General features: G+C 44.9%; 23 protein-coding genes. 17 read left to right on the top strand and 6 right to left on the bottom strand.

Annotation, left to right across the window (positions count from 1 at the left end; genetic code table 11):
• Window positions 1–6 precede the first annotated feature (6 nt).
• From topA to fdhD, 5 genes are all read left to right on the top strand, one after another.
• Window positions 7–2,664, top strand: a complete 2,658-nt coding sequence (gene topA / locus ACHUFN_RS01865; protein ID WP_394220625.1) for a type I DNA topoisomerase — start codon at window positions 7–9, stop codon at window positions 2,662–2,664.
• Window positions 2,665–2,799: 135 nt separating this feature from the next.
• Window positions 2,800–3,351, top strand: a complete 552-nt coding sequence (locus tag ACHUFN_RS01860; protein WP_394220624.1) for a DUF2058 domain-containing protein — start codon at window positions 2,800–2,802, stop codon at window positions 3,349–3,351.
• 281 nt (window positions 3,352–3,632) lie between these two features.
• Window positions 3,633–4,448 carry a zinc metalloprotease gene (locus ACHUFN_RS01855; RefSeq protein ID WP_394220623.1) on the top strand — a complete coding sequence of 272 codons (816 nt, stop codon included), beginning with the start codon at window positions 3,633–3,635 and terminating at the stop codon, window positions 4,446–4,448.
• A 200-nt stretch (window positions 4,449–4,648) separates the two neighbouring features.
• Entirely contained in the window at window positions 4,649–5,197 is a 549-nt protein-coding gene (gene mobA / locus ACHUFN_RS01850) for a molybdenum cofactor guanylyltransferase (RefSeq protein ID WP_394220622.1), read from the top strand.
• A complete protein-coding gene (fdhD, locus tag ACHUFN_RS01845; RefSeq protein ID WP_394220621.1) occupies window positions 5,187–6,059 on the top strand; it encodes a formate dehydrogenase accessory sulfurtransferase FdhD in 873 nt (290 codons plus the stop codon). Before mobA ends, fdhD begins: the two co-directional genes overlap by 11 nt.
• A 109-nt stretch (window positions 6,060–6,168) precedes the next feature.
• On the opposite strand, the gene ACHUFN_RS01840 is transcribed toward fdhD, so the two are convergent.
• Window positions 6,169–8,493 carry an FdhF/YdeP family oxidoreductase gene (locus tag ACHUFN_RS01840; protein ID WP_394220620.1) on the bottom strand — a complete coding sequence of 775 codons (2,325 nt, stop codon included), beginning with the start codon at window positions 8,491–8,493 and terminating at the stop codon, window positions 6,169–6,171.
• 232 nt (window positions 8,494–8,725) lie between these two features.
• Between ACHUFN_RS01840 and ACHUFN_RS01835 the strand changes: the two genes are divergently transcribed.
• Window positions 8,726–9,190 (top strand): GNAT family N-acetyltransferase, encoded by a 465-nt coding sequence (locus ACHUFN_RS01835; protein WP_394220619.1) that lies wholly within the window; start codon window positions 8,726–8,728, stop codon window positions 9,188–9,190.
• 106 nt (window positions 9,191–9,296) lie between these two features.
• Here ACHUFN_RS01835 and ACHUFN_RS01830 read toward each other — a convergent pair whose 3' ends face one another.
• From ACHUFN_RS01830 to rne, 4 genes are all read right to left on the bottom strand, one after another.
• Entirely contained in the window at window positions 9,297–9,974 is a 678-nt protein-coding gene (locus ACHUFN_RS01830) for a response regulator transcription factor (protein WP_394220618.1), read from the bottom strand.
• Between the two features lie 9 nt (window positions 9,975–9,983).
• Window positions 9,984–11,573: a sensor histidine kinase gene (locus ACHUFN_RS01825; RefSeq protein ID WP_394220617.1), complete on the bottom strand. Its 1,590-nt coding sequence runs from the start codon at window positions 11,571–11,573 to the stop codon at window positions 9,984–9,986.
• Window positions 11,574–11,671: 98 nt separating this feature from the next.
• Window positions 11,672–12,826, bottom strand: coding sequence for an oxidoreductase family protein (locus ACHUFN_RS01820; RefSeq protein ID WP_394220616.1), 1,155 nt, complete (start codon window positions 12,824–12,826; stop codon window positions 11,672–11,674).
• Window positions 12,827–12,951: 125 nt separating this feature from the next.
• A complete protein-coding gene (rne, locus tag ACHUFN_RS01815) occupies window positions 12,952–16,293 on the bottom strand; it encodes a ribonuclease E (RefSeq protein ID WP_394220615.1) in 3,342 nt (1,113 codons plus the stop codon).
• An 843-nt stretch (window positions 16,294–17,136) separates the two neighbouring features.
• On the opposite strand from rne, the gene rluC reads away from it, so the two are divergent.
• Together rluC and ACHUFN_RS01805 are read left to right on the top strand one after the other, a co-directional pair.
• Entirely contained in the window at window positions 17,137–18,078 is a 942-nt protein-coding gene (rluC, locus tag ACHUFN_RS01810; RefSeq protein WP_394220614.1) for a 23S rRNA pseudouridine(955/2504/2580) synthase RluC, read from the top strand.
• 3 nt (window positions 18,079–18,081) lie between these two features.
• A complete protein-coding gene (locus ACHUFN_RS01805; protein ID WP_394220613.1) occupies window positions 18,082–18,789 on the top strand; it encodes an HAD family hydrolase in 708 nt (235 codons plus the stop codon).
• A gap of 16 nt (window positions 18,790–18,805) precedes the next feature.
• On the opposite strand, the gene ACHUFN_RS01800 is transcribed toward ACHUFN_RS01805, so the two are convergent.
• Entirely contained in the window at window positions 18,806–19,435 is a 630-nt protein-coding gene (locus ACHUFN_RS01800) for a Maf family protein (protein ID WP_394220612.1), read from the bottom strand.
• Window positions 19,436–19,587: 152 nt separating this feature from the next.
• On the opposite strand from ACHUFN_RS01800, the gene yceD reads away from it, so the two are divergent.
• The 9 genes from yceD to pabC all read left to right on the top strand — a co-directional run bounded on the left by yceD (window position 19,588) and on the right by pabC (window position 26,825).
• Window positions 19,588–20,121 carry a 23S rRNA accumulation protein YceD gene (gene yceD, locus ACHUFN_RS01795; protein ID WP_394220611.1) on the top strand — a complete coding sequence of 178 codons (534 nt, stop codon included), beginning with the start codon at window positions 19,588–19,590 and terminating at the stop codon, window positions 20,119–20,121.
• 3 nt (window positions 20,122–20,124) lie between these two features.
• A complete protein-coding gene (rpmF, locus tag ACHUFN_RS01790) occupies window positions 20,125–20,295 on the top strand; it encodes a 50S ribosomal protein L32 (protein WP_012518206.1) in 171 nt (56 codons plus the stop codon).
• Window positions 20,296–20,310: 15 nt separating this feature from the next.
• Entirely contained in the window at window positions 20,311–21,336 is a 1,026-nt protein-coding gene (gene plsX, locus ACHUFN_RS01785; RefSeq protein ID WP_394220610.1) for a phosphate acyltransferase PlsX, read from the top strand.
• The gene (locus ACHUFN_RS01780) at window positions 21,333–22,298 is read left to right on the top strand and encodes a beta-ketoacyl-ACP synthase III (protein WP_394220609.1); all 966 of its coding nucleotides are present in this window, start codon (window positions 21,333–21,335) and stop codon (window positions 22,296–22,298) included. The genes plsX and ACHUFN_RS01780 overlap by 4 nt, the downstream gene beginning before the upstream one ends.
• A gap of 69 nt (window positions 22,299–22,367) precedes the next feature.
• Complete coding sequence (gene fabD, locus ACHUFN_RS01775; RefSeq protein WP_394220608.1) at window positions 22,368–23,297, top strand: ACP S-malonyltransferase; 930 nt, start codon at window positions 22,368–22,370, stop codon at window positions 23,295–23,297.
• A gap of 9 nt (window positions 23,298–23,306) precedes the next feature.
• Window positions 23,307–24,047, top strand: a complete 741-nt coding sequence (gene fabG, locus ACHUFN_RS01770) for a 3-oxoacyl-ACP reductase FabG (protein ID WP_394220607.1) — start codon at window positions 23,307–23,309, stop codon at window positions 24,045–24,047.
• 199 nt (window positions 24,048–24,246) lie between these two features.
• Complete coding sequence (gene acpP / locus ACHUFN_RS01765; RefSeq protein WP_012518211.1) at window positions 24,247–24,486, top strand: acyl carrier protein; 240 nt, start codon at window positions 24,247–24,249, stop codon at window positions 24,484–24,486.
• Window positions 24,487–24,564: 78 nt separating this feature from the next.
• A complete protein-coding gene (fabF, locus tag ACHUFN_RS01760) occupies window positions 24,565–25,803 on the top strand; it encodes a beta-ketoacyl-ACP synthase II (RefSeq protein ID WP_394220606.1) in 1,239 nt (412 codons plus the stop codon).
• A gap of 170 nt (window positions 25,804–25,973) precedes the next feature.
• Complete coding sequence (gene pabC / locus ACHUFN_RS01755) at window positions 25,974–26,825, top strand: aminodeoxychorismate lyase (RefSeq protein ID WP_394220605.1); 852 nt, start codon at window positions 25,974–25,976, stop codon at window positions 26,823–26,825.
• Window positions 26,826–26,959: the final 134 nt, after the last annotated feature.

Here is a 26,959-nt window from a genome sequence, read left to right as displayed (position 1 = left end):
AATTATATGGCAAAATCACTGGTCATAGTCGAGTCACCAGCCAAAGCGAAAACGATAAATAAATATCTCGGTAAAGATTTTATCGTAAAAAGTTCAGTTGGCCACGTGCGAGATCTTCCAACGAAGGCATTAGGCAAAGTTGAGCCTAAAAAACCGGCTAAAGAACTCAAAACTTTGAGCGAAGAAGAGCGCCAAGAATATCTTCGTCGTCACGAATATTTGAAACTTGTAGACAGAATGGGTGTAGATCCAGAAAAAGACTGGAAGGCTCATTATCAAGTTTTGCAAGGGAAAGAAAAAGTTGTAAACGAGCTTAAAAAGCTAGCCAAAGATGCCGACACTATCTATCTCGCAACCGATTTGGATCGCGAAGGGGAGGCGATTGCGTGGCACTTACAAGAGTTATTGGGTAAAAAAGATAAGACTTATCAGCGCGTGGTGTTTAACGAAATCACCAAAAATGCTATTCAAGACGCGTTCTCAGACCCCGGTGAGTTAAACATTTCTCGCGTAAATGCGCAGCAAGCACGACGATTCTTAGACCGCGTGGTTGGTTTCATGGTATCTCCACTATTGTGGAAAAAAATTGCTCGAGGCCTTTCTGCGGGACGCGTTCAATCGGTAGCCGTTCGCTTGGTTGTTGAGCGCGAGCGAGAAATCAAAGCTTTTGTTCCTGAAGAGTTCTGGGACGTGCACGCCGACCTAAGCAGCCAGCAAAAAGCGGCACTTCGCATGTTGGTTGCTAAGTACCAAGGCAGCGGCTTTAAGCCCAAAAATAAAGCTGAGACTGATAAAGCGTTGGCTGAATTAGAAGGGGCAAATTACACAGTAGAAAGCCGCGAGTCAAAACCAACGCAAAGCCGACCGTCAGCGCCGTTTATTACCTCTACACTGCAGCAAGCAGCAAGTACGCGCTTAGGTTTTGGTGTAAAGAAAACCATGATGATGGCGCAGCGCTTGTACGAAGCAGGTTACATAACCTACATGCGTACCGACTCGACGAACTTAAGTCAAGAAGCGTTAGACAGTGCAAGGTCATACATCTCGGATAATTTTGGAGATAAGTACCTGCCTGACTCGCCAAATCGCTACGGCAGCAAAGAAGGGGCGCAAGAAGCGCACGAGGCTATTCGCCCTTCTAATGTAAATGTTAGCGCGGCTAGCCTAGGTGATATGGAACGTGATGCACAGCGTTTGTATGAGCTGATTTGGCGTCAATTCTTGGCGTGTCAAATGACGCCAGCTAAATACGATGCAACTACCATAAAAGTTGCCGCAGGCGATTACGAGCTAACCGCAAAAGGCCGCGTCCTTAAATTTGACGGTTGGACCCGCGTACAGCCACAGCTTCGCAAGAAAGGCGAAGAAGAGCTTATGCTGCCGGATGTTCAAAAAGGCGATGTACTGGACTTAAAGGCGCTTGACCCTAAACAGCACTTTACCAAACCAGTGGCGCGTTTTAACGAGGCGTCTTTGGTGAAAGAGCTTGAAAAACGTGGAATTGGCCGACCGTCAACGTACGCCAGTATTATTTCCACGATTCAAGATCGTGGCTATGTACGTTTAGAAAATAAACGTTTTTATGCCGAGAAAATGGGGGAAATTGTCAACGATCGTCTAATGGAAAACTTTGACGATTTAATGAGTTATGATTTCACTGCCAACATGGAGCAGCATCTCGATGATATTGCCGAAGGCAATAAAGACTGGAAAGATGTCCTTAACGATTTTTACAGCGGTTTCTACGGCAAACTGTTAAACGCAGAAAAAGACCCTGAAGAGGGCGGTATGCGTCTGAATCAAGCTGTTCCTGCGGGCATTGAATGCGATAAATGTGGTCGCGAAATGAACGTTAGAACTGCATCAACCGGGGTGTTCCTAGGTTGCTCAGGTTATAACTTGCCTCCTAAAGAACGTTGTACAAATACCATGAACTTAACCCCAGGTGATGAAGTGGTTAAGGTGGACGATGAGGAAGAGCTTGAAACAGAAGCGCTTCGTTCTAAAAAGCGTTGCCCAAAATGCGGCACCGCCATGGATAGCTACTTGGTTGACGAGACACGTAAACTCCATGTTTGCGGTAACACGCCAACCTGTGACGGTACGTTGGTAGAAACCGGAACATTTAAAATTAAAGGTTACGATGGCCCAATTATCGAGTGCGACAAATGTGGCAGCGATATGGAGCTTAAGAACGGTCGATTTGGAAAGTATTTCGGCTGTACCAATGAAGAGTGTAAAAATACGCGTAAGCTGCTTAGAAACGGTGAAGCTGCGCCGCCTAAAGAAGATCCGGTAGACTTACCTGAACTACCGTGTGAAAAATCCGATGCCCACTTTATGCTTAGAGACGGTGCGTCTGGAATCTTTTTGGCGGCTCATAACTTCCCGAAGTCGCGCGAGACTCGTGCGCCGAAAGTGGAAGAACTTGCACGTTTCAGGGATAGAATTTCGCCGAAATTCTACTATCTTGCTGATGCACCAAAGACTGATCCGGACGGTAACGCTGCGATAGTCCGTTACAGTAGAAAGACTAAACAGCAATACGTAATGTCCGAAAATGACAACGGAAAAGCCACAGGTTGGTCTGCTTGGTATGACGATGGAAAGTGGCAAGAACAAGCTGCCAAAAAGCCTGCAGCGAAAGCGAAAAAAAGTAAGTAAATTAAGTAGAGCAAGGGTAAAATAAGCCTTAAGCCAATATCTATAAGCCCGAACTTGTTCGGGCTTGTTGCGTCATGAAATGTCGATAATGATTTTATGACGGAAGCGTATTCCCAGATTGATAGAGAGTTAATTATGGCCTCGTTACAAGACCAACTTTTGAAAGCCGGTTTGGCCGATAAAGCGTCTGCAAAGCAAGCTCGCGCCGATAAGCGTAAAAAGCAAAAGCAGAAAAATAAGCAGAAGCAGCCCGTTGTGGATGAAGCGACCATTGCTGCGCAACAAGCGGCTGAAGAGAAGAAAGCACGCTCTCGCGAGTTAAATCAACTTCAGCAGCAAGAGCGAGAAAAACGCTCAATTGTGGCGCAAGTAAAACAGCTTATTACTGTAAATAAACAGCCACGAGACGGGGAAACCTTGCTTAACTTTACCCACGATAACGTAGTTAAGAGGATGTACGTTAGCGACGAAGTGCATAAGCAAGTGACAAAGGGGCGCTTGGCCGTTGTGCTATTAGACGATGCCTACGAACTTGTGCCTACCCCTGTTGCTGACAAAATTGCCCAGCGAGACGAAGCGTCCGTTGTCTACCGCGCTGACCTAGATAAAAGCGGCAGTGACGGTAAAGACGAAGATGAAGACGATTGGTACGCCGAGTATGAAATTCCAGATGATTTAACCTGGTAACCATTGCGAAATTTGCTTGTCATCGAAGAATATCAACTTGCGGCGACAAGCAAATTTTTTGTTATTTATGTGAAGCCAAAACTTTGTGGTAGAAAGTAATTTGCACTAAATACGCTTTCTTTTTATAAATACTTAATGACTTCCTTCAGAATTCTTCAATTCTGCCGCTACATATACAACTTCAATTAAATTACATACTCCTGTTTTTACTACTATAATTTTTCAAACATTACTGTTTCATCCGCTTATTACGTTGTTTCTTAGTTTTTTGGAGGAAAGCCATGAATGGCTCACTTAAGTTAGTGCTAAGTTTTGTGGTTGCTGTAGGTATTTCATTCCCAGTAAATGCCGGATTGTTTAGCATTTCAATAAATGATCGCGGAGGTTTAACACTGTCTCAGTCAAGCCTCTTCGGTGAAGCCATTGACTTTTGGGAATCTTATTTAACGGGAGTTCAAAGTTCGTTTAATCATAGCATTGTCATCGAAGCAAGTGGCGTTAACATTGATGGACCTGGAGGTGTTTTAGGCTCTGCTTTTTTTACAGGAATAACCCGTTTTTCAGATAGCCCGTATGTATTTTCGAACAGAGGAAGAATGCAATTCGATAGCGCAGATTTAGCACGATTGGAAAATCGCGATCAGCTATTTGATGTCATTGTTCACGAAATGGCCCATGTGATTGGGTTCGGAACGTTGTGGACAACCGATTCTTTTATTCCAGGCAGTCAATCAAACTATATCAATGGATCTGGTCGCTATACAGGGCAATATGCTTTGGATATTTACCGTAAAGAGTTTGTTGAAAATGCAGAGTTTGTTCCTGTCGAGCTCAATGGTGGAGATGGGACGGCAAATAGCCATTGGGATGAACCATGGCCTGGGGGCGCTTCTGATTTAATGACGGGGTTTATTGGCCCTTTTCCTATTACGTTAAGTGATACGACAGTGGCGTCGTTTGCCGATATTGGTTATTTAACTTCGGTTACTCATGCGGTAAGTGAAGCTGCGACTGTCTGGCTGTTTTTACTCTCTACAGGAATGGTTATTAAAAGAAGACGACCCAAAGCGCAACGTCAAAAACAATACAGTATGTAAAGTCCCAAAAGTGACGAGTATTGTCGCCCACGTGTTCCATTTTTTTAAATTTAACTAACGTGGCGCTTATTAATGCTGTTTCCTTTGTAAACTCACAATCGAGTTTATGGCAAACTGTAGCAAGTGTTAAAAATATGCATTACGTTATTTTTGTAAGTAATAATGCGTGATGTAATAGATAAACATAGGAAGATGACAATGTGCTTATAGGTCTTGTGCTAGCCGGGGGGCAGTCACGCAGAATGGGGCAAGATAAAGCGTTAATGTGCTATAAAGGTAATACATTAATTGACCGCGCGACTTCGCTATTACAAAGCGCGAAGTGCAGTGAAATCATGGTTAGCAGAAATGAACCGGGGTTTTTAAATGACAAAATTCAAGATGTTGGTCCTTTAGGAGGCGTTCATGCTGCGCTTCATGCATTATGCCCCTCAAACTCGTTTTTCGAGCTTTTAGTGCTGCCCGTAGACATGCCACAAATGACTCCTCAGTTTTTAACACAGTTGGTTTCTAGCGGTCGTGAGCATAACGCAGCGTGCTATGTTGAAAATCGCTTCTTACCTTTTTATTTACCCGTTACTCAGGCAACCGAAAATGCGCTAAACAGTTACTTGGTTAAAGAAAAAAAACGGCGTGTAGTAGGGTTCTTAGAAGAAGTAGGAGCCGCGGCGCTTCAAGAAAAATCAGGCCAAAGTTCTGCACACTGGTTGAATGTAAATGCACCAAGTGACTGGCCACATGACCGATAACATTAAGCCCAATGCGACCTCATGTAAGTTAGAAAGAAGTGAAAAGAAGCTAACAGCACTTTCAAGATCCGATGAGTTGATGCCTCTCGCACAGGTTTTAAGTGAAAAACCTTACACACAAGCTTTTGACTTGGCAGAAAAAGTTGCCTTAAGTATTAGTTACAACGGCATTAATTTTGCGGTAATGCTGGTTACTCCCTGTGATATTGAAGACTTTATTGTTGGGTTTAGCTTAAGCAACCATATTGTTGAGCACCCAAGGCAACTATACGGTATTGAAATTGCGCATCACAACGAACATATCAATGCCGACGTTGAAATTTCGAATCAGGCTTTTTGGAAATTAAAAGAAAAAAAACGACAGATGACAGGGGTGTCGGGCTGCGGGCTTTGTGGTATTGAAGCGCTTGAAAGTGCCATGCCTGAGCTAACGCCATTGAATGCCAGCCTCATTAAAACTCAGCTACCTACGCTAAACAGCGGTTGGTTTAAAGGTCTAAGGGGCCTTATTTCTAGCGCCCAAGTGCAAGCCAAAGTAACAGGGGCAGTGCACGCAGCACTTTACATTGACACAAAGCGAAATGTACTGGCTTGCCGCGAAGATATTGGCAGACATAATGCTTTTGATAAGCTAATTGGTGCTATTGCAGTGAAGCAATTGTATTTACCAGAAAATGTTGTTGTATTAACCAGTCGCTGCAGTTTAGAACTGGTGCAAAAAGCTATTCGCGCTAAGTTAGGGATATTAGTAACGTTATCTGCACCCACTGCTTTATCAGTAAAGTGGGCAAACCGCTATGGTGTTACTCTCATTCATGTGCCCAAGCACGACCCACCGAGGGCGTATGCGCCGCACGCTTAAAATTGCCCTGCATGCGTAATATAGCCCCGCGAACATAATATCGCACCGCTAGCCAAGGAGTCCTTACGATCTCTAACATAGCTTTCTTCATAGACCCATTTCTATCAAACTAAAGCGCAGATACCGCAATTCGGCCATCAGGTTCGGCTTTTGAAAGCTTAATTGCAATAAATTTAGACGTAGGTGTGAAAGAACCATCGCCATAGCTTTCTAGTGGAACTAGCGGGTTAGTTTCTGGGTAATACGCAGCGGCTTGGCCTTCAGGGATATCATATGCCACCAACATAAACTGCTTTACTTTACGGGTCTTACCATCATTCCAAAGCGACGTTATATCTACTTTATCGCCATCACTAAACCCTAGCTTCTTAATATCACTTTCATTGACAAACAATACATCTCTTGCGCCAAATACATTTCTATATCTGTCATCCATCCCATAAATAGTAGTGTTGTATTGATCGTGTGAACGCAGTGTTTGCAAGATAAGATCGGGCTTTTCACCCAATGCAAGCATTTCGGCATTTAGCAACGAAGCGAGCAGGCTATTAGGCTTGAAATCGGCTTTCCCTGAAGGCGTAAGCCAGCGTTTTTCGCTCGCTGCATTTCCTAAATGAAAGCCACCCGGTTGGGCAAGTTTAGTATTAAAATCTTCGAAGCCTTCTATGGTATCTGCGATGAGGTCTCGAATGTTATTGTAGTGGCTAATTAAAAAATCCCAGTCAACGGGAGTGTTGCCGAGCGTCGCCTTAGCGATACCTGCAATGATAGCGGGTTCAGAACGCAGCGAAGGAGAGCTTGGTGGAAGCTGACCATAAGAGATATGGACCATAGAGAACGTATCTTCAACGGTCACGCCTTGTTGTCCCTCTGCCTGCATGTCAATTTCAGTTCTACCCAAGCAAGGTAAAATAAGTGCATCTTTCCCTGTGGTCAGGTGAGAGCGATTCAACTTCGTAGCGATATGTACGGTCAACTCGCATTTCGAGAGCGCGGCGTGGGTGCGAGGTGTATCGGGTGTTGCTTGTGCGAAATTACCGCCTAAGCCAATGAACACTTTTGCTTCACCTTTTTCCATGGCTTGGATCGCTTGTATGGTGTTGTGACCTTTTTCCCGAGGTACTGCAAACTTAAACTTGTTTTCTAGCGCGTCGAGTAACGCTTTAGGCGGCACTTCGTTAATACCTACGGTTCTATCGCCCTGTACATTGCTATGACCTCGAACAGGTGATAGCCCCGCCCCAGGCTTGCCAACGTTGCCACGTAAAAGTTGAACATTTACTATTTCCTGAACCGTAGCAACTGAGTGTTTGTGCTGCGTTATTCCCATTGCCCAACACATGATCACTCGTTTACCGCGTCTGTACATGGTTGCTGCGCGATGAATTTCATCTTTCGACAAGCCACTTTGCGCCTCAATATGTTCCCAGCTTGTCGCATCTACTGCCGCTAAATAGTCATCCATTCCGTTGGTATGCGTATTAATAAAATCGTGGTCTAACACCGAAGGCATATCATTAGCTTTCGCCTCTTGTTCCCAGGTGAAAAGCCATTTAGCAATGCCGCGCATTACAGCCATGTCGCCGCCTAGAGCTGGCCTAAAGTAAGCGGTATTGGTTGGCTCTGAACCGTTGGTTAGCATCTCCACAGCATGCTGCGGGTTCTGAAATCGCTCAAGGCCACGCTCTTTTAATGGATTAAAGCAGACTACTTGCGCACCTCGTCGCACAGCTTCACGAAGGGGCTCTAGCATTCGAGGGTGATTGGTGCCTGGGTTTTGGCCGATAACAAGTATGGTGTCTGCTTCTGCTAAATCGTTGAAGGTGACCGTGCCTTTGCCTACACCTATTGTAGACTTCATGCCTTGGCCTGACGCTTCGTGGCACATATTTGAGCAATCAGGGAAGTTATTAGTACCAAATGCGCGCACAAAAAGTTGGTATAAATAGGCTGCTTCATTACTCGCTCGTCCAGAGGTATAAAATTCCGCTTGGTGAGGTGAGCGTAAACCGTTTAAATGTTTGGCGATAAGCGAAAAAGCATCGTCCCATGACACTGGCTCGTAATAGTCTGTCTGAGCGTTGTAACGCATTGGGTGAGTGAGTCTGCCTTGTGACTCCAGCCAGTAGTCACTGTGCTTCCTTAGGGATGCGACCGAATAGTTAGAGAAAAATTCTGGATCAACATAGCGGCCAGTAGACTCCCAGTTCACCGCCTTAGCGCCATTTTCACAAAACTTAACTAAACCACTTTCTGGTGATTCACCCCATGCACAACCCGGGCAGTCAAAACCTTTGTCCTGATTGGTTTTTAGCATGGCCCGAAAGTTTTTAATCGGCTTTTCACTTTTAATCCAGCTTTGGGTTATGCTTTTTAGTGCGCCCCATCCACCAGCGGGTTTGTTGTATTTTCTGATATTGCGATGATCGCTCATGCTTAGTGCTGCGTCTGATATTAGTGCGTGTCTATGATATGGTAACACCTTAACGATACCATAGTATGAAATCTACAAGTTCGGCATCCTGTTATACACATTTTGAAGGGCACTTTTTTAGAAAAATCTGTTAGGGTTACACGTAAAAAAGGGGCGTCGAATTTTCGCATTCGTAAAGGTTCTGGGGCAGCGCTCCATTCATTTAGTTATACAAACAATTCATTGAGGTAACATGGTTTCTTGGCACGCTCTAACATTTAATGAACTTACCAATCATCAACTCTTCGATTTACTTAAACTTCGTGTAAACGTTTTTGTTGTTGAGCAAAACTGTGCCTACCCAGAGCTAGATGAAAAAGACCGTCATCCACAAACACGCCATCTGATGGGATTTCAAGATAATACGTTAGTAGCGTGTGCAAGATTACTGGCGCAAGGTGTGAGTTATCCGTCGGTGAGTATTGGCCGGGTTGCCACAACTGAAGCGTTCAGAGGGAAGGGCGCTGGTAAACAGCTTATGCGTGAAGCGATAAAACACTGTGAAGCCTTGTGGCCAAACTGCGATATTGAAATAGGCGCGCAAGAATATTTAAAGGGCTTTTACAATAGCTTTGGGTTTGAAGCTACATCACCTATGTACTTAGAAGACGATATTCCCCATATCGATATGAAGCGACTTGGCGCTAATAAGCCCTAAAAAGGGTATTAGAGGTACTGGTCGGCGTCTATTGACGACCAGTGCAAAGAAAGTTGGTTTTTAATCTTCGATAAACTGTAACGCAATAGGCAATGAGAGGACGTGACTAGTTTTTGATGGTCAATCGGTACCCGTTACCCCTCAGTGTCTCTATCGAAACAGCTTCATTGTCTTGTAGCTTTTGACGTAGCCGACTTATATATACATCTACCACGTTAGTGAGTGGATCGCTGTGGCTTCGCCACACTCTGCTTAAAATCCGTTCACGGGAAAGTACTTTCTCAGCGTTTTCCGCAAAGTAGTACAGCATGTCGTATTCTAACTTAGTGAGCGTCATTTCGTGGTCACCCAGCGTAGCTATACGAGATTCGTCGTCAATTACCAGAGGGCCAATTTGAAGTAAGCTACTAGAAACGGGGTTGTGCGTTACTCTGCGACTGAGCGCCGTTATGCGTGCCAGCAATTCGTCGAAATCAAAAGGTTTACACAAATAGTCATCGGCACCTTGTTTCAAACCATTCACGCGTTCGCGAACTTCATCAACCGCAGTGAGCAACAAAACCATGGGCGCTTGTGGCAGCGATTTGATGGCGGGTAACAATTCCACACTGTCTTCATCACCAAACATTCTATCAAGAACTATGATGGCTGGTGATTCATGGCGTATACGAGTAACCAAGTTATGCAAGGCAGGTTCTTCAACACATTCAAAGCCTTCAGCGCTCAAACCTCTTGATAGAAAACGCAATAGTGGTGCCTCGTCATCGGCAATAAGAATTTTCATATTGTGACCCTATTTCTTAGATGGTAACGCTGCCTGCATTTCAGTATTTTCCTCTAACATAGGCAACGCTAACGTAAATTGTGAGCCCTTACCCAGCGTAGATTCTGCGGTTAATGTTCCGTTATGCGCTTGTGCGATCGCCTTCGCTATTGATAAGCCTAAACCCATACCATTGCCTTTACGCTTAAGCCTAACAAATCGCTCGAATACATGTTGCAAGTCGCTTGATGATATACCTTCACCTGTATCTATTACCGAGACTTTTATGTAAGGAGAGTCAGTTTCAATTCGCAAGGAAATAGGTGCATTAATTTCAGAGTACTTATGCGCATTTTCAATAAGAATGGTTAAAACCTGAATAATACGGTCTTTGTCGACAAGTACTTGAAGATTTTGTTGTGCCTGCCAGTCTATATTAAATACTCTGGGTTTTGTTAGCTTCTGCCATAACGGCATATGCTGATTTAACAATGAATATAGGTTGGTTTTTACCAAATCCACAGTGAATTCGTGCATTTCGGCACGGGCTAAAAGCAGCAAGTCGTCAACCAATTTACTTAAGTTGATGGCCTGTTCGAGTATGGTTTCTAGCGTTTCTTTGTAAATTTCATTGCTTGCCGCTGCTTGTCTTAGTGTCACTTGTGCTTCACCGCGAATAATGGTTAATGGTGTACGCAGTTCATGACTAACATCGGCCATAAATTGACGACGTTTGGCGTCTAGTTGAGTGAGTTTATTGTTAGCCTCTTTGAGCGCCCGCGTTCTGCTTTCTACTTCAAACTCTAAATGTTTTCGGTGTGCGTCGGCTTGATCTTCATGTTCTTGCAGCCTAACAATCATAGAGTTTAGTGCTTTCACTAAGTCTGTAAATTCGCTGTCGAGTGTCTCGGGAAGCCGATAGTGATAATTGCCTGACGCAATGGCATCTGTGCCTGTGCGAATTACGGTTAAGGGCTGATAGAGTGCGTGAAAAAGCCAATAGCAACCCAATAATATAAATGGGCAGGTAATAAGGCCTAGACAAATTGTAAACCAGACGATGCTGGTATTGAGCGTTTCAATGCTCGCGCTAATACGAGAAACCACACCCGTTTGTCGATTTACAGCGGCGTTAATGGCCTCTCTAAATTGGTTGTCTATTGTTACTTCAAGTAGCGTTTGAAGCCGTTGTTGCTGGTTGAGCGGTGTTTTATCATTGCTAAGTGCAATCTCTCTAAACTCTTCGACAATACTTTTTATGAGCGCTTCTAACTCATCAGTATCTTCAACGCTGCCTAGTGTCGCCTCTATCCCCAAGGCGTCGCGTTGCGCAAGTTCTAACGATTTTATACGCTCAAGTGAATTCTCAATTTGTTGTTGCTTATTGCGCACTTTGGCTTGGTTTGCGTTTTTACCAAAAATTAGCTCATCAGTAAGTTGCTTAAAGAGTCGGTATGAAATACTGGAAAGTTGCTGATGCTCAGACAAAAGTGATTGGGCTAGCTGTGCTTGGGTTAGGTTACTACGCGTCAAGTGGGCCGAAACAGCAGCGCTAGCTAAAGCTATCAGCAAGATAAACGTTGATAGCAAGCCAAAAAGATAAAGTTTGCGTTTATACATTGGCAAATACACTATGATTATTTGCCTGTACATACGCTAAGTTTTATTTAATGGAACAGTTTTTACTGATAAAAAACGCGCTGTTACCGTAAATTGACTTACCCACTCGCTGCCAGCGCTGCCAGCGCTGCTAAAGCAATGTCTGTTTGATATTGCAATTCAGTATCAATTTTCCAATGCTCAGGGCTCCAACCGGCTAAAAAGCGGTAAAAGTCTGCACAGGCAAAAGCGTAAAGCCCTCTCCATTGTTCAACAACGTGCTTAATGTCGATGTCATCAAAAGGGCAAGTATGTTTACTTTGGTATAATCTCACACACAGAGCCTCTTCTAGTACGTTGAAATAGCAATCTAGCAGTAAGTCGCGATGAGCAATGTGCTGCTCGGTTGTTAACGCGCTGCCAAGAAAATAAGCGACGTCTTTAACGCCTACACCATAGCCCACGTATTGGAAGTCGACGGCGGCGCAAGATGCAAAGTCTTGAGAAAAGCAAAAATTAGCAACTTTAGCGTCACCGTGAACTAAAGTTTGATAACGCGCGTCACTAAGGCGTTTGGCAATAGTGCGAGCGTTCAGTTTTAGTGGGCCACTTGGCATTGCTTTAAATTCATCTTCACGCGTGCCTAGGTGCCAGTAAGTGCCTTCGCGCCAAAGCGTAGTATCTTGGCCATCGATTTCACGTTTAACCGTTAAAAAGCATGCGTGAAAATAAGCCAACCACGTTAGTACAGTTTTGGCGCTCTCTACGGTTAGCGACGTTGCGGTTCGTGAATAACCACTGTGGGCTAGGTCTTCCATTACAAGAAGACTGGCTTCGCCATTTTCATCGTGTGTGAGATATTTTGCTGTCCTGCATTTTTCATTGGTTTGCAACTGCATCGCGCTGTAAAAATGGTTCTCCACGCGAAATGAACGACACTTTCTTTTGTGACTGGCTAAGCCATTCCACCCCTTAGGATGCGACAAGTTTTTAGGCGGCGATGCACATTTAACAACCACACGCGCAGTGTTATCTTCCCATGGCTCTTCCTTGGGAATATTTACATGGCTGGGTTGGTCTTTAATGTGGTGTTCGTTTTGTTTGTTGGCTTGCTTGCTGTTGGTTATAGCAATGTCGTGAGAACGGTTTAATTTGGCACGAAAGCAGGCACCAAAACCGCTCCATAGAGGTTGGATCATTTCTGCTTCTACAACCCGCGCGCCGCATACTTGGTTTAACCAATGTAGAAATTTTTCGTTTACCGCATCTTTCACTGTTTTACTTAACTTCGCCTTAAGTGAACTAAAAAGGTGACTTAAAATACTGTAGCAAAAGAAAAAGCCGCTCGAAAGCGGCTTTTAAATCATTTGCCTAGCTAAACGCTAGCGTGCCTGAACAGTTATTCAGCCACGGCTTTCGCCTCAACTACAGCGTCAACCGACTGAGGTAGCGTTGTCGATGCAGATGCTCGAGATGTTACATAAGCCATTGCCGCTGTTTTACCTGATACAGCAAGCTTAGGTCTTGAATCATCAGCTTTCGCAGTAAGGGCTACGTCGATGAACGCATCGCTAACAGCTGCTGGTAGCGCCATAGGGTGCGAGGCACCGCGTTTACCTTTGCCACTCGCTGCAAGGCTTGTTACCACAGAAATCTTTGCTTTCGCAGTATTATCTTGAGCAACTGCTGTCGCTGTTTCTTGTGCTTCTTGAGTCGATGATTCAGCGCTTGCTTCGTTCACTTGCTCTGAGCCTTTAGATTCAGCTGCATCTGCCAAGTTGATTTCAACTTGTTCAGGTGATGCTTCTGAGTCGTCTTTAGCTTTTGGTGCGTCAACTTTAGCATCTTCTTTTACAGAAGGGGCTTTCACTTCGCTTGGTTTAGGTTCAGCTTTAACTTCAGGCTTGGTGCTAGCTGATGGCGCTACGTCTTCAGGCGCGTCTTCCTGCGCTGAAGCTGGCTTTTCTGCCGCTGAAGGTTTATCTGCCGCTGGAGGCTCTGCATCAAATTGAAGCTCATCCTGAACAGCTTCTACATCAAGTGCCGCTTGTTCTTGCTTCTCTTGTTTCGTTACAGGCTGCGCTTCGGCTGGTGCTAATTGACCAGGCTCTTGCGCTTGTGTTTCCTCAACAATAGGTGATTCTGTTGTTGAAGAGGCGCTTACGGTAGCTTCGGCGTCTTGAGGTGCAAGTTCGCCTGGCTGTTTGGCCTGAGTTTCTGCATCATCAACTTGCTGAGACTCTTTCTTACGGCGTTGACCTGCTGCGCGAACATGACGAGGCGAACGACGAGAACGGCCTCGGCCTTCACGTTTTTGCCCATTGTCTTCACCGTTTGTTTCAGTTGCTTCTGCGCTTTCTGTGGTTTGTTTTTCATCAACAACGGCCACATCAGCTACTGGTTTTTCTTCAACTGGCTTCTCAGCTGCTTTCGGTGCAGGCTTTTTGACTTCTTGCGTTTGTGTTGCCGCATTGTCAGTTTGAGCCTCTGCTTTATCAGCTTTCGAAGGCTTTTGCGACTGAGGCTTTGCATCGGCCTTTTGCTTTTTCTGCGCTGGCGCTTCTTGTGACGTTGAAGCAGACTGAGCGTCGTTTTGCTCTGCAGTATTTACTGCATTGTCGTCTTTCTTCACGCGAACGCTGCGGCGTTTATCTCGGCGTTTTCTGCGCTCAGCAACTTCACGCTTTTTCTGCGCTTGGTTTTCTTGCTGTTCGCCGTCATGCTTGTCTTGCTTAGCCTTTTGTTGCTCGTCACGAGGCTGTTGCGCTTTTCGAGGCTTGCGGCCCTTATTATTGCGCTTGTCGTCTTGGTCTTGGCGCTGTTCTTGTCGCTGGTCATTGCGCGGTTTGCGGTTATCTTGCTGCTCGCCATCGCGGTTTTGATCTTTACTTTGGTCTCGGTTTTGAGACTGATTGCCACGACGGTTATTCTTATTACGCGGCTTGCGACGACGATCATCGTTGTTGCGGCTGCGGTTATTTCTATTCCTATTGTCTGACTGTGGTTTCTTGTCTTTATTCGTTTCTTCTTCGCTTTCGCTACCGAATAAATCGCTTATCCATTTGCCGAATCGAGCAAATAGTGATGGCACATCGTCAGCTTTCTTGGCTTGCTCTTCTTTAGGAGCAACAACAGGTGCAGCGGTTGGTGCAACTAAGCCTTTAAGGGCAGGCTCTTCACGCTTAACAGGTGCAGACGTGGTGGTTTTTTCTGCTTCTGCTTCTACGGCTGGCATCAACTCTACGTCGTAGCTTGCTTCAGACACAACGTCATCTGGGCGGCGGCGCAGTACTTGGTAGTGCGGCGTATCCAAGTTTGCATTAGGAATAAGCAGTAAATCAACGCCATGACGCTTTTCTAATTGTTGAATAGATTTACGCTTTTCATTAAGCAAATAGGTTGCAACAGGCACAGGTAATTGTGCTTCAATTTGGCCGGTGTTTTCTTTGATGCTCTCTTCTTCCAAAATGCGAAGAATAGACAGTGCTAAAGACTCAGTACCGCGAATAGTACCATGGCCAGAACAGCGCGGGCACACAATATGCGCTGACTCGCCCAAAGAAGGGCGTAAGCGCTGACGAGACATTTCTAGAAGGCCAAAGCGAGAGATACGACCTAGCTGCACACGTGCTCTATCGCTTCTTACCGCATCTTTCATGCGATTTTCAACTTCACGCTGGTGGCGTACTGGTGTCATGTCGATGAAATCAATAACAACTAAGCCACCTAAGTCACGTAAACGTAACTGACGTGCAATTTCGTCTGCCGCTTCTAAGTTTGTATTAAGCGCAGTCTCTTCAATATCGCCACCCTTTGTTGCGCGGGCAGAGTTAATATCAATTGAAGTCAGCGCTTCTGTAGGGTCGATAACAATTGAGCCGCCAGATGGTAAGCGCACTTCACGCTGGAATGCAGATTCAATTTGGCTTTCAATTTGGTAGTGGCTGAATAACGGAACTTCGCCGCGGTATAGTTTTACGCGGTTAGCGAAGTCTGGACGTACCAATTGAATGTGCTGTAAGGCTTGCTCGTAAATACTGGTTTTATCGATAAGGATTTCGCCAATATCGCGGCGTAGGTAGTCACGGATAGCACGTACAATTACATTACTTTCTTGGTGGATTAAGAAAGGGGCTTCGCGCTCCTCAGCTACGCTTGAAATGGCTTCCCAATGGGTAAGCAGTACTTTTAAATCCCACTCTAATTCTTCGTAAGATTTACCTACACCAGCAGTGCGAACAATCAAGCCCATGCCGTCTGGTAGATCTAATTTGCTCAGAGACTCTTTAAGCTCAGTGCGCTCATCGCCCTCAATGCGGCGCGAGATACCGCCTGCGCGTGGGTTGTTTGGCATGAGCACCAAATAGCTACCCGCTAGAGATAGAAATGTGGTTAATGCAGCGCCTTTTTGTCCGCGTTCTTCTTTGTCAATTTGAACAATAACTTCTTGGCCTTCTTTAATCACATCTTTGATGTTGGGGCGGCCTTCGAATTTATAACCTTTAGGGAAGTAAGTGCGGGCGATTTCTTTGAGGGGTAGGAAACCATGGCGCTCTGCGCCGTAGTCAACAAAAGCAGCTTCTAAGCTTGGTTCAACACGGGTAATTTTACCCTTGTAGATGTTTGCTTTTTTCTGCTCGTGTCCAGGACTTTCTATATCTAAATCGTACAACCGCTGCCCATCAACAAGGGCAACGCGCAACTCTTCTTGCTGAGTTGCATTAATTAACATTCTTTTCATTGTATCTAACTCTGTTTTCGTACAGCCGTTAAGACACAAAATTAAAGTGACATGTGCAAACCCTCGCCGCGCAACCTCACGGCTGGACGGGGACCTTGTTGTAACGTCGCATTATCCCTGGTGGGTGAACACTTATGCGAAAAAAACAAGCGCATTTCTTATGCGCAAACCTGTACGCTTGTGAATTGACACTTACTGTCGTAAAGGTGCATTCGTAATCACACTGCTTTAAGGATGTCGGGAGCGACTAGCCCTTATTACTCATTTCATTAATTCGAGCGCTATCGTTTATAGCGCTCGATTGTCATTTAATTCTGTTAGCTAAACGGCAAACTTATTTTATGTTCGCAAGCACAGTTTCGCTTCTTACGGCAGTGTAGTCGTTGCCTCTCTCGCGGGGTCGGTATGAATGTGTTATTTCATTAAACACCTATCATTACTGATGTCACCGACGCTCAAACCATGCTCTTATCGTTTACAAGTTAAAACAACACGCTTTTAGCGCGTGCTGATTTTCGGTCTTGTTGTTGTTTTTATAACGCTGCGTTTCACATTGTTAAAGTGCGGCAACGTAATGCCTGTTCCACACCTTTAGTTTTACGTGAATTTAACCGTGTCAAAAACATCGATAATTATCGCATTAAAACTTGAATTTTAGCAAGGAAAGCGAATGAATAATTCGTATTAATTGAGTACTTAAATAAGGAAAATACTCGTCTTGTCTAAAAACTGTGCGCTAATGCCGGTTGACTTGACCCTCGCATAGCTACATAAGTGCGAAATATTTCAGTAAAACGTAAGTTTCAGTATGGTGGGGTGTTTGCATTAAGGTATAATGCGCCCATGAAAGAAGAAGCCCCCAAAAAAGTTCGTTTTGTAACGGTTGAAGCCGACTTGGCTGGTCAACGTATCGATAATTTTTTACGCACTCAGCTAAAAGGTGTGCCGAAAAGCATGATTTATCGCATTTTGCGCAAAGGTGAAGTGCGAGTGAACAAAGGTCGTGTTAAGCCTGAGTACAAGTTACAAGCCGATGACTTAATTAGAATACCACCTGTCCGTGTATCGGAAGGTGCGCCTGCGCCATCGCCTAAGCTCGATAAGATCGCTTCATTAGAGTCACATATTTTGTTTGAAGACGATCGTATTCTCGTTATAAATAAGCCATCGGGAATGGCCGTTCACGGCGGTAGTGGCTTAAGCTTTGGGTTAATCGAGGGCTTAAGAGCTTTACGCCCAGAAGCCAAATTTATGGAGCTGGTACATCGTCTTGACCGCGACACCTCGGGTTGTATTTTAATTGCTAAGAAACGCTCCGCACTTCGTCATATGCATGAACAACTTCGTACTGGCAAGATGGACAAACGATATAATGCGCTGGTTGCAGGTGAGTGGCCTAAGAGCCGATTCAAAGTGAAGGCGCCGCTTCGTAAAAATGTGCTTCAGTCCGGCGAGCGAATGGTAAGTGTTAGTGACGATGGTAAACCATCGGAAACTCGCTATCGCATATTAGAAGAGTATGCGGGAGCAACTTTGGTTGAAGCGTCACCAATTACCGGTAGAACCCACCAAATTCGCGTTCACTGTTTGCATGCAGGTCATCCTATTGCTTGCGACCCAAAATACGGTGATGCGGATTTTGATGCGTCAATGCGCCAAAAAGGGCTAAACAGACTGTTTCTTCACGCTCGCAGTATTTCACTGCTGCATCCGGCAACCGAAGAACGCGTAACATTTACCGCGCCTTTGGATGACGCTCTCTCTAATACACTTAAAGCACTATAAGTTATGAATTCAGACAATCAGGCTGCCAACCCGCAGCCTTCTCATTCATTTTGTGAAAAGCAATCTCGTTATAAGCTGGTCATCTTTGATTGGGACGGCACCCTGATGGACTCAGCTGACAAAATTGTTAGCTGCATGCAGATTGCAGCAAAACAATGTGCGATGCCAATTCCAACCTACGAAGAAGTGGGTCATATCATCGGAATTAGTTTAAAGCCTGCTATTAAGCAGCTCTTTAAAATTCAAGATGACGAATTGGCCGAGCGTTTAGTTCAAGCGTATAAAGAGGCGTTCGTAACCAGTGACACAACACCATGCCCTTTATTTGAGGGTGTTAACCAGTTGCTGAGTAATTTGAAAGAGGCAGGTTGCACCCTAGCCGTGGCTACCGGAAAGGCGCGTCGCGGACTTGACCGTGCATGGAAGCAAACTGGTACGGGTCATTTTTTTAGCGCATCTCGAACAGCCGATGAGGCTGAGTCTAAGCCCTCGTCCGACATGTTGCTTCAGCTTCTAGATGAGCTTGGCATAGGTATAGAAGATGCTGTAATGATTGGTGATACAACTTACGACATGCAAATGGCGAAAACAATTGGTATGGATAGAATAGGGGTGTCATACGGCGTGCATGCGCAGGTTCATTTAGAGGCGTTGTCTCCAGTAGCCCTAGTTCACTCCATTAGTGAGCTAGAAACAGCGCTATTTACATAGCGCTGTTTTAAATAAATCAGCTATTCTTCTGCGCTGCCATCGCTAATAAATCTACATCAAAATGCGCGTCCAATAATTCATTTAGCAGCATAATAGGAAGACCAATTAAACTGTTAGGGTCGCGGCTTTCTATTTTATCAAACAGCAATACACCTAAGCCTTCGCTTTTGAAACTACCTGCGCAATCGAGAGGCTGTTCTTTTTCCACATAGGCGCGAATGGCTGTTTCACTGTTATGTCTAAAAATGACTCGGGTTTCATCCACCTGTGTAATGGTCGTGTTGGTGCTAGGTTGATGAAGACACAGTGCGGTAAAAAATGAAACCTGCTTACCTTGGCATGACATAAGCTGCTTAACCGCATTTTCAGATGTATCTGGTTTGCCTAAAAATTGTGGACCACTTACTGTTTGCACCAACGCAACTTGATCACTGCCTATAATAATTGGGCTGTTAGTTACACTTTCTAATTCATCGGCAACTTTACGTGCCTTTTGTTCGGCTAGGCGTAGACTTAATGCCGTAGGACTTTCATTTTCCAGGGGCGTTTCGTCAATGTCAGGGGCGTGCGTATCCACTTGTATTCCAATGTTAGCAAGCAGCATTTTTCGGTATTGTGATGATGAAGCGAGGATAAGGTGAGCCACAAATACTCCTTTTAGTAAAATCAATATGTTGCGATGAAGCGATTTATAAGGCATGTTACATTATCACCATAACAGACATACAGTCTTTTATTGCGCTCTAAACGCAATTTTGCTTTGACAGGAAGGGGTTGACCCTATATCATGCGCGCCCTATGCAGAAAGTGAAACTCCCTCATTCGGTTGAACCGACTAAAAGTGCCATGAAACGTTCCGATTATCGGGGCGTGATTGCGTCTAAAGATATGGAACGATTGAGTGAAGCAGTTGTCCGATGCAACGACTATGTGGACGCAGAAGTACAGTTTGAAAAAGACGCGCAGGGTCTTACTGTCTTTCAAGGCCGCTTAGCCACGCAGGTAACACTTATCTGTCAAAGGTGTAATGGTGAACTCGATTATCCCGTGGAAGCGGAATTCTGTTTTACTCCAGTGCAGGGAGAAGAGCAGGAAAGCGATGACATCATTCCCGAGGCTTACGAACCGGTAGAGGTCAACGACCACGGAGAAGTTAATCTGCTTCAAATTTTTGAAGACGAGCTACTGTTATCTTTGCCAATTGTGCCCCTTCATGCAGAGTCGGAGTGTACAGTGAAGCAAGACGATATGTCGTTTGGAAAGATTGAACCGGAACAAGAGCGACAAAACCCTTTCGCGGTTTTGAAAGAACTTAAGCGAGACCAGGAGTAAGTTATGGCAGTACAACAAAATCGTAAAACGCGTTCTAAGCGCGGTATGCGTCGCTCACACGATGCATTGACAGGCGCGACTTTGTCTGTCGATTCAACGTCGGGCGAAACTCACCGTCGTCACCACGTGACCGCTGACGGTTATTACAAAGGCAAGAAAGTAATCGGCGCGTAATACGGCGACTACATTTTGTCTAAACTAACCATCGCGTTAGATATCATGGGGGGCGATCATGGTCCCCCTGTTATCCTTTCCGCAGCCGTAAAGGCTATCCAACTTCACCCCGATGTGCATTTTACGTTGTGCGGTGACGAAGACACTATCAAAGCAGGTATTCAACCTCTTACTGATGCAGAGCGCACACGCGTTACGATTGAGCATTGTTCACAAGTAGTTGAAATGGGCGAAGCCCCAACATCTGCATTACGACATAAAAAAGACTCTTCTATGCGTCGCGTTATCGAACTTGTCGAAAGCGGCGAAGCGAATGCATGCGTTAGTGCAGGAAACACTGGAGCGCTGCTTACCCTTTCTTTCTATTTGCTTAAAACCCTATCTGGCATTGATAGGCCCGCACTTATTAATATGATGCCGACAACAGGGCACCATAATGTATTCCTGCTGGACTTGGGCGCAAATGTTAACTGTACCCCTGAAATACTCTTCCAATACGGTGTTATGGGATCAGTGCTTGCTCAAGAAGTGGCCGGGATTGAATCGCCACGTGTCGCTTTGCTCAACGTGGGTGAAGAAGACATCAAAGGAAACGCGCAAGTAAAATCTGCTGACCAGCTTTTTAAAGATGCGCCAGGTATTAATTATATTGGTTATGTAGAGGGTGATGACATTTTCACCGATCATGCCGATGTAGTGGTAACGGACGGTTTTACCGGAAATGTAGCGCTTAAATCGAGCGAAGGGCTGGCTAAGTTAGTGATAAACGAAGTAAAACGCCAGTCACAGAAGAACTTTTACACCCGATTATTGGCAAAAATTGCCTTCCCATTACTGAAATCTATCTATAACAGCGTGAACCCCGACCAGTATAACGGTGCGAGTCTGATAGGATTGCGCGGCATTGTTATCAAGAGTCATGGAAATGCACAAAAAGACGCCTTTTATTACGCCATCGTGCAAGCAATGAAAGAAGCAAAGATGCATTTACCTGAAAAGATAAAGACAAAGATAGAAACGGTATTGTTGGAGCAGCTTTGAGCAAATATTCACGCTTTATAGGAACAGGTAGCTATTATCCCAGCGACGTGCGTACGAACGCAGATCTAGAGCAAATGGTAGACACCAGTGACGATTGGATCACTGACCGTACCGGGATAAAAGAGCGACGTATTATTGGAGCAGATGAAACCGCTGCTACCATGGGGGCAGAAGCCAGCAAAAAAGCCATTGAGATGGCAGGTATAGACCCAAAATCAATTGACATGATTGTGTGCGCTACCACAAGTGGTCGCTATGCGCTTCCAAGCACAGCATGTGAAATCCAACGTATTCTCGATTTAGACGGCATCCCTGCATTTGATGTTGCAGCCGCATGTGCGGGTTATTGTTACGCATTAAGCGTTGCCGACCAATACATAAAATCGGGGATGGCGAAACGCATTCTGGTAGTAGGTACCGACTGTTTGAGCCGTTTGATAGACCCAGCAGACAGAACCATGGTTATACTCTTTGGAGATGCTGCTGGTGCAACTATCATAGAAGCCAGTGACGAGCCAGGTATTCTTTCTACGCATATTCACGCGGCGGGCTCGTACGGTGATCTATTATACGTGGGCAACCCAACTCGTGGTGACGAACAATCCGTTCACGAGAACTGGGGTGTTATGCGTGGTAATGAAGTGTTTAAGGTGGCAGTGACCAAGCTTTCAGAAGTGGTTGAACAGACCCTTGCTGCAAACGGTATGCAAAAATCTGATCTTGACTGGCTGGTACCACACCAAGCAAACTTTAGAATTATTAAAGCCACAGCCAAAAAGCTGAATATGTCCCTAGATCAAGTTGTGCTTACATTAGAGCAGTACGGCAATACATCTGCAGCCACCGTACCTACAGCGCTAGATACGGCTATCAGAGACGGGCGTATACAGCGCGGGCAGCATTTATTACTAGAAGCGTTCGGAGGCGGATTTGCATGGGCATCAGCGCTTGTGCGCTATTAAGCTTGCAAAACGCATTCAATCTTCGACGTTTTCTCGTTTCTAGTACATTAAAAATAATAAGGAATCGACATGACAAAGACAGCCTGTGTATTTCCAGGGCAAGGTTCTCAATCTGTTGGCATGCTTAAAGAGCTCGCTGAGACTTCTCCTATTATCGAAGCGACGTTCAAAGAAGCGTCTGACGCACTAGGTTATGACCTTTGGGATTTAGTCCAAAACGATGCAGACGGTAAACTGAATGAAACGCATATCACTCAGCCAGCGCTACTAGCTGCTAGTGTTGCAATTTGGCGTGTTATTCGCGAGCAGGGCATAGATGTAGATTACTTAGCAGGTCATAGCCTTGGTGAGTACTCAGCATTAGTATGTGGCGGCGCAATGGATTTTGCTGATGCCATTAAGCTTGTAGAAGCCCGTGGTAAATATATGCAAGAAGCTGTACCAGCAGGCGCCGGTGCCATGTATGCCATCATTGGACTAGATGATGCTGCAATTGCTGATATCTGTCAGCAAACTGCAATTGCTACCGGGGACGTTGTTGCGCCAGTAAACTTTAATTCTCCAGGCCAAGTGGTTATTGCTGGAGAAAAGAACGCAGCCGAGCAAGCCGCAAACGCTTGTAAAGAAGCAGGTGCTAAGCGAGCACTGCCTCTCGCAGTAAGTGTTCCATCACACTGCGAGTTAATGCGTCCAGCAGCTGACAAGCTAGAAGACGCACTATCGTCATTGAACGTTAATGAGCCTGCAATCAATATTGTGAACAATGTTGATGTCACCATTGAAACTCAAGGTGATGCCATCAAGAACGCGTTAGTAAGACAGCTTTATTGCCCAGTTCAGTGGACGCGTACCGTTGAATACTTGGCGGCAGCAGGCGTTGAGCGCGTTATTGAAGTAGGCCCTGGTAAAGTACTTACCGGATTGAACAAACGTATTGATAAGAGCCTAGTGTCTCTTGCAGTTAACACACCTGATGGTGTTGAAGCAATAAAACAATAAGGAAACGCAATGAGTCAATTAGACGGTAAAATTGCGCTTGTTACTGGCGCAAGCCGAGGTATAGGCAAAGCGATAGCAATGCAGCTTGCTCAGCAAGGCGCAACGGTTATTGGCACTGCAACCAGTGACAATGGAGCACAAGCGATCAGTGATTATCTTTCTGAATTTGGCGGCAAGGGCTTTGCGCTAAATGTTACAGATAAAGACAGTGTAGATGCCACATTAAAAGCGATTAATGAAGCTTTCGGTGGTATCGATATTTTGGTTAATAATGCAGGTATCACACGCGATAATTTGCTAATGCGCATGAAAGATGACGAGTGGCAAGATATAATCGACACCAACTTAACGTCGATTTTCACACTGTCAAAAGCAGTACTTCGCGGTATGATGAAGAAGCGTTTTGGTCGTATTGTAAATATTGGTTCTGTGGTGGGCAGTGCAGGTAATGCTGGACAAGCAAACTATGCTGCGGCGAAAGCGGGGGTTATTGGTTTTTCTAAATCTATGGCTCGAGAAGTGGCCTCTCGAGGTATCACAATCAACGTAGTTGCACCGGGCTTTATCGATACCGATATGACCAAGGCGCTTAGCGATGACCAAAAAGACGCCATTTTTAAAGACATTCCGGCAAACCGTTTAGGCGAGCCTGATGAAATTGCAGCCACCGTTGCCTTTTTAGTGAGCGATGGTGCAGCCTACATTACAGGCGAAACTATCCATGTAAATGGTGGTATGTATATGGGTTAAATTCGCAAAAATTGCGAATTTTCCTTAGTTTGGGGTGGTATTTACCCGAACTTGAATGTAAAAATAGTATTTTACGAATTTCGAATGCCGCTGGTTTGACCAGAAAATTTGTTTGAACTGGTGCTTGCAAGGACGCACCTTGCAAAATAAACTAGCGGCACTTTTATTATCTAGTGACGTTTAAGGGAAACCTAGAATTATGAGTAACATTGAAGAACGCGTTAAGAAAATCATCGTTGAACAACTTGGCGTGAAAGAAGAAGAAGTAAAAGCAGAAGCTTCATTCGTTGACGATTTAGGCGCTGATTCACTTGACACTGTTGAGCTAGTAATGGCTTTGGAAGAAGAATTTGATACTGAAATTCCTGACGAAGAAGCAGAAAAAATTACTACTGTTCAGTCTGCAATTGACTACATCAACGCTAACAAAGACGCTTAAGTCTTAAGTAGCGACAAAACGGCTCTTCAAGGAGCCGTTTTTGTTTCTCCTACCTTAGTTCCAAAGCGAGGACTTTTTGTGACAAAACGTCGCGTAGTGGTTACTGGTCTTGGAATGCTTTCACCATTGGGTCTTAATAGCGAAGACACATGGCGCAAATTGCTCGCGGGCGAGAGCGGCATCGGTGAAATCACCCATTTTGATTGCAGTAACTATTCAACCCGTTTTGCAGGTCAAATTAACGACTTTGATCCGCAGGAATACATTGAAAAGAAAGAAACCAAAAAAATGGACCGCTTTATCCAGCTGGGTATAGCAGCAGGCAAACAAGCCTTGGTCGATTCTGGTTTAACTATTTCACAAGATAATGCTCACCGAGTAGGTGTGGCTATTGGTTCAGGCATTGGTGGTTTAGAACAAATTGAACAAAACCACTTAAAGCTGACAAATAGCGGCCCTAAGCGCGTGTCGCCATTTTTTGTACCATCAACCATTACCAACATGATTTCGGGCTTTTTGTCTATCATGGAAGGGTTGAAAGGACCAAATTTAAACGTTGTGACCGCATGTACAACAGGCGTTCACAACATCGGTATTGCCGCAAGAACTATTGCTTACGGTGATGCAGATGCCATGCTAGCAGGCGGCGCTGAAGCGTCAATTACTCCTCTTGGTATGGCTGGTTTTGCCGCAGCACGCGCGTTGTCATCTCGTAATGACGATCCGCAAGCAGCAAGCCGTCCATGGGATAAAGACCGAGATGGTTTTGTCATGGGTGAGGGCGCTGGTGTGGTAATGCTTGAAGAATATGAATCAGCAAAAGCACGTGGTGCTACCATTTACGCCGAGCTTGTTGGCTTTGGTATGAGCGGTGATGCATACCACATGACTTCTCCACCAGAAGATGGAGAGGGCGCAGCGGCTTCAATGCAAAACGCGATTAACGACGCCAAAGTTAACGCCAATGAAATTGGTTATGTTAACGCCCATGGTACTTCAACTCCTGCTGGTGATATTGCTGAAGTAGCTGCAGTGAAGCGCGTATTTAACGAACACGCTTATAATCTGCTAGTTAGCTCTACCAAGTCGATGACAGGTCACTTGCTAGGTGCTGCAGGTTCAGTTGAAGCGATTTTCACTATTTTGGCACTACGTGACAAAATGGCACCACCGACCATCAATTTAGATGAGCCGGGTGAAGGTTGTGACTTAGACTTTGTTGCAAACAAAGCGAAAGCATTCAACGAAGACTATGCACTGTGTAACTCATTTGGGTTCGGCGGCACAAACGGCTCTTTAATCTTCAAGCGTATTTAACGCTCACTTAATGTGAAAATCACTTTTATCCAAAGGCAGCTCAACGCTGCCTTTTTTGTTTAGCCTTGGAATAACGAGTGCTTGGTCAATATCAGATAAGCTATAAGTTGTCTGACCATCGCAAGTTGGTATACTCCCCCTTACGAAATAATGACGAAAAAGAGTAGGCAGTGAGAATAATTCCTAGCGCTACGCCTATTTCATCTAGTGATAGGGCGTTCAATTATGGTGACGGTGTATTTACCACTATCTTGGTACACAACCACAAGCCAGAATTGTTCTTGTACCACCTCTCTCGATTAGAGCACGATGCCACTGCAATAAAACTCAAGATAGATACCTTTGCTCTTGAGTCGGCGATAAATCAGTACATCGATACATTCGCCAAAACCTCAAGTAACGCTGCTCTTTCAAAATACGTACTGAAAGTGCATATTTCCGGCGGTCAAGCGGGAAGAGGGTATGCAAGAAGTAGTGACAGTGAGGCGTTAGTAAGATTGAGTAATCATCCTTATCCTGCTCATTATGATGCGATGGTGACCGAAGGGGTATCTTTAATTTGCGCACAAACACGTTTAGCTATCCAGCCAATGCTTGCTGGCGTAAAGCACATGAACAGGTTAGAGCAAGTTTTAGTAAAACACGAGATTGATGAAGCCAAATTTGACGATGCCATTGTTTGCGATACTTATGACAACGTCGTTGAAGCAAGTGCAGGTAATATTTTCTTTTATTCAAATGATAGGTGGTATACCCCCTCCTTGAAAGGAAGTGGGGTGAACGGCGTTGTAAGACAGTGTCTTATCGATTCCCTGTTAAACGATAACCAAGAGCTTCAGGTTGGTGAATATGATCTTTCACATTTGCATAATGCGCGTGCAGTGGTGATAACGAATGCCTTAATGGGTGTGATGCCGGTAAAGCAATTACGCATGCCCGATTTTTCGGTGGTTAACTTTGAAGTGCAAAGCTGCCTTATTGACGCTTTAAAAACGCGGCTCGCTAAAGTTAAGGCTACCTAAACCTGGCATAGTTAAAGACACAAATATTCACGTTTGAGAGAAGCGGTCCTTAGCGGACTTACCTTATAAACAGCCCGTTAACGACGAAAGAAACTGTCATAAAGAAAAAGAATGGATTTAAAAATAATGCAAAA

The sequence above is a fragment of the Alteromonas gracilis genome (assembly GCF_043642145.1).
Taxonomy (GTDB): Bacteria; Pseudomonadota; Gammaproteobacteria; order Enterobacterales; family Alteromonadaceae; genus Alteromonas; species Alteromonas gracilis_B.
Note: the sequence above shows the minus strand (reverse complement) of the source record. Positions and strands in the feature narration are given on the sequence as shown.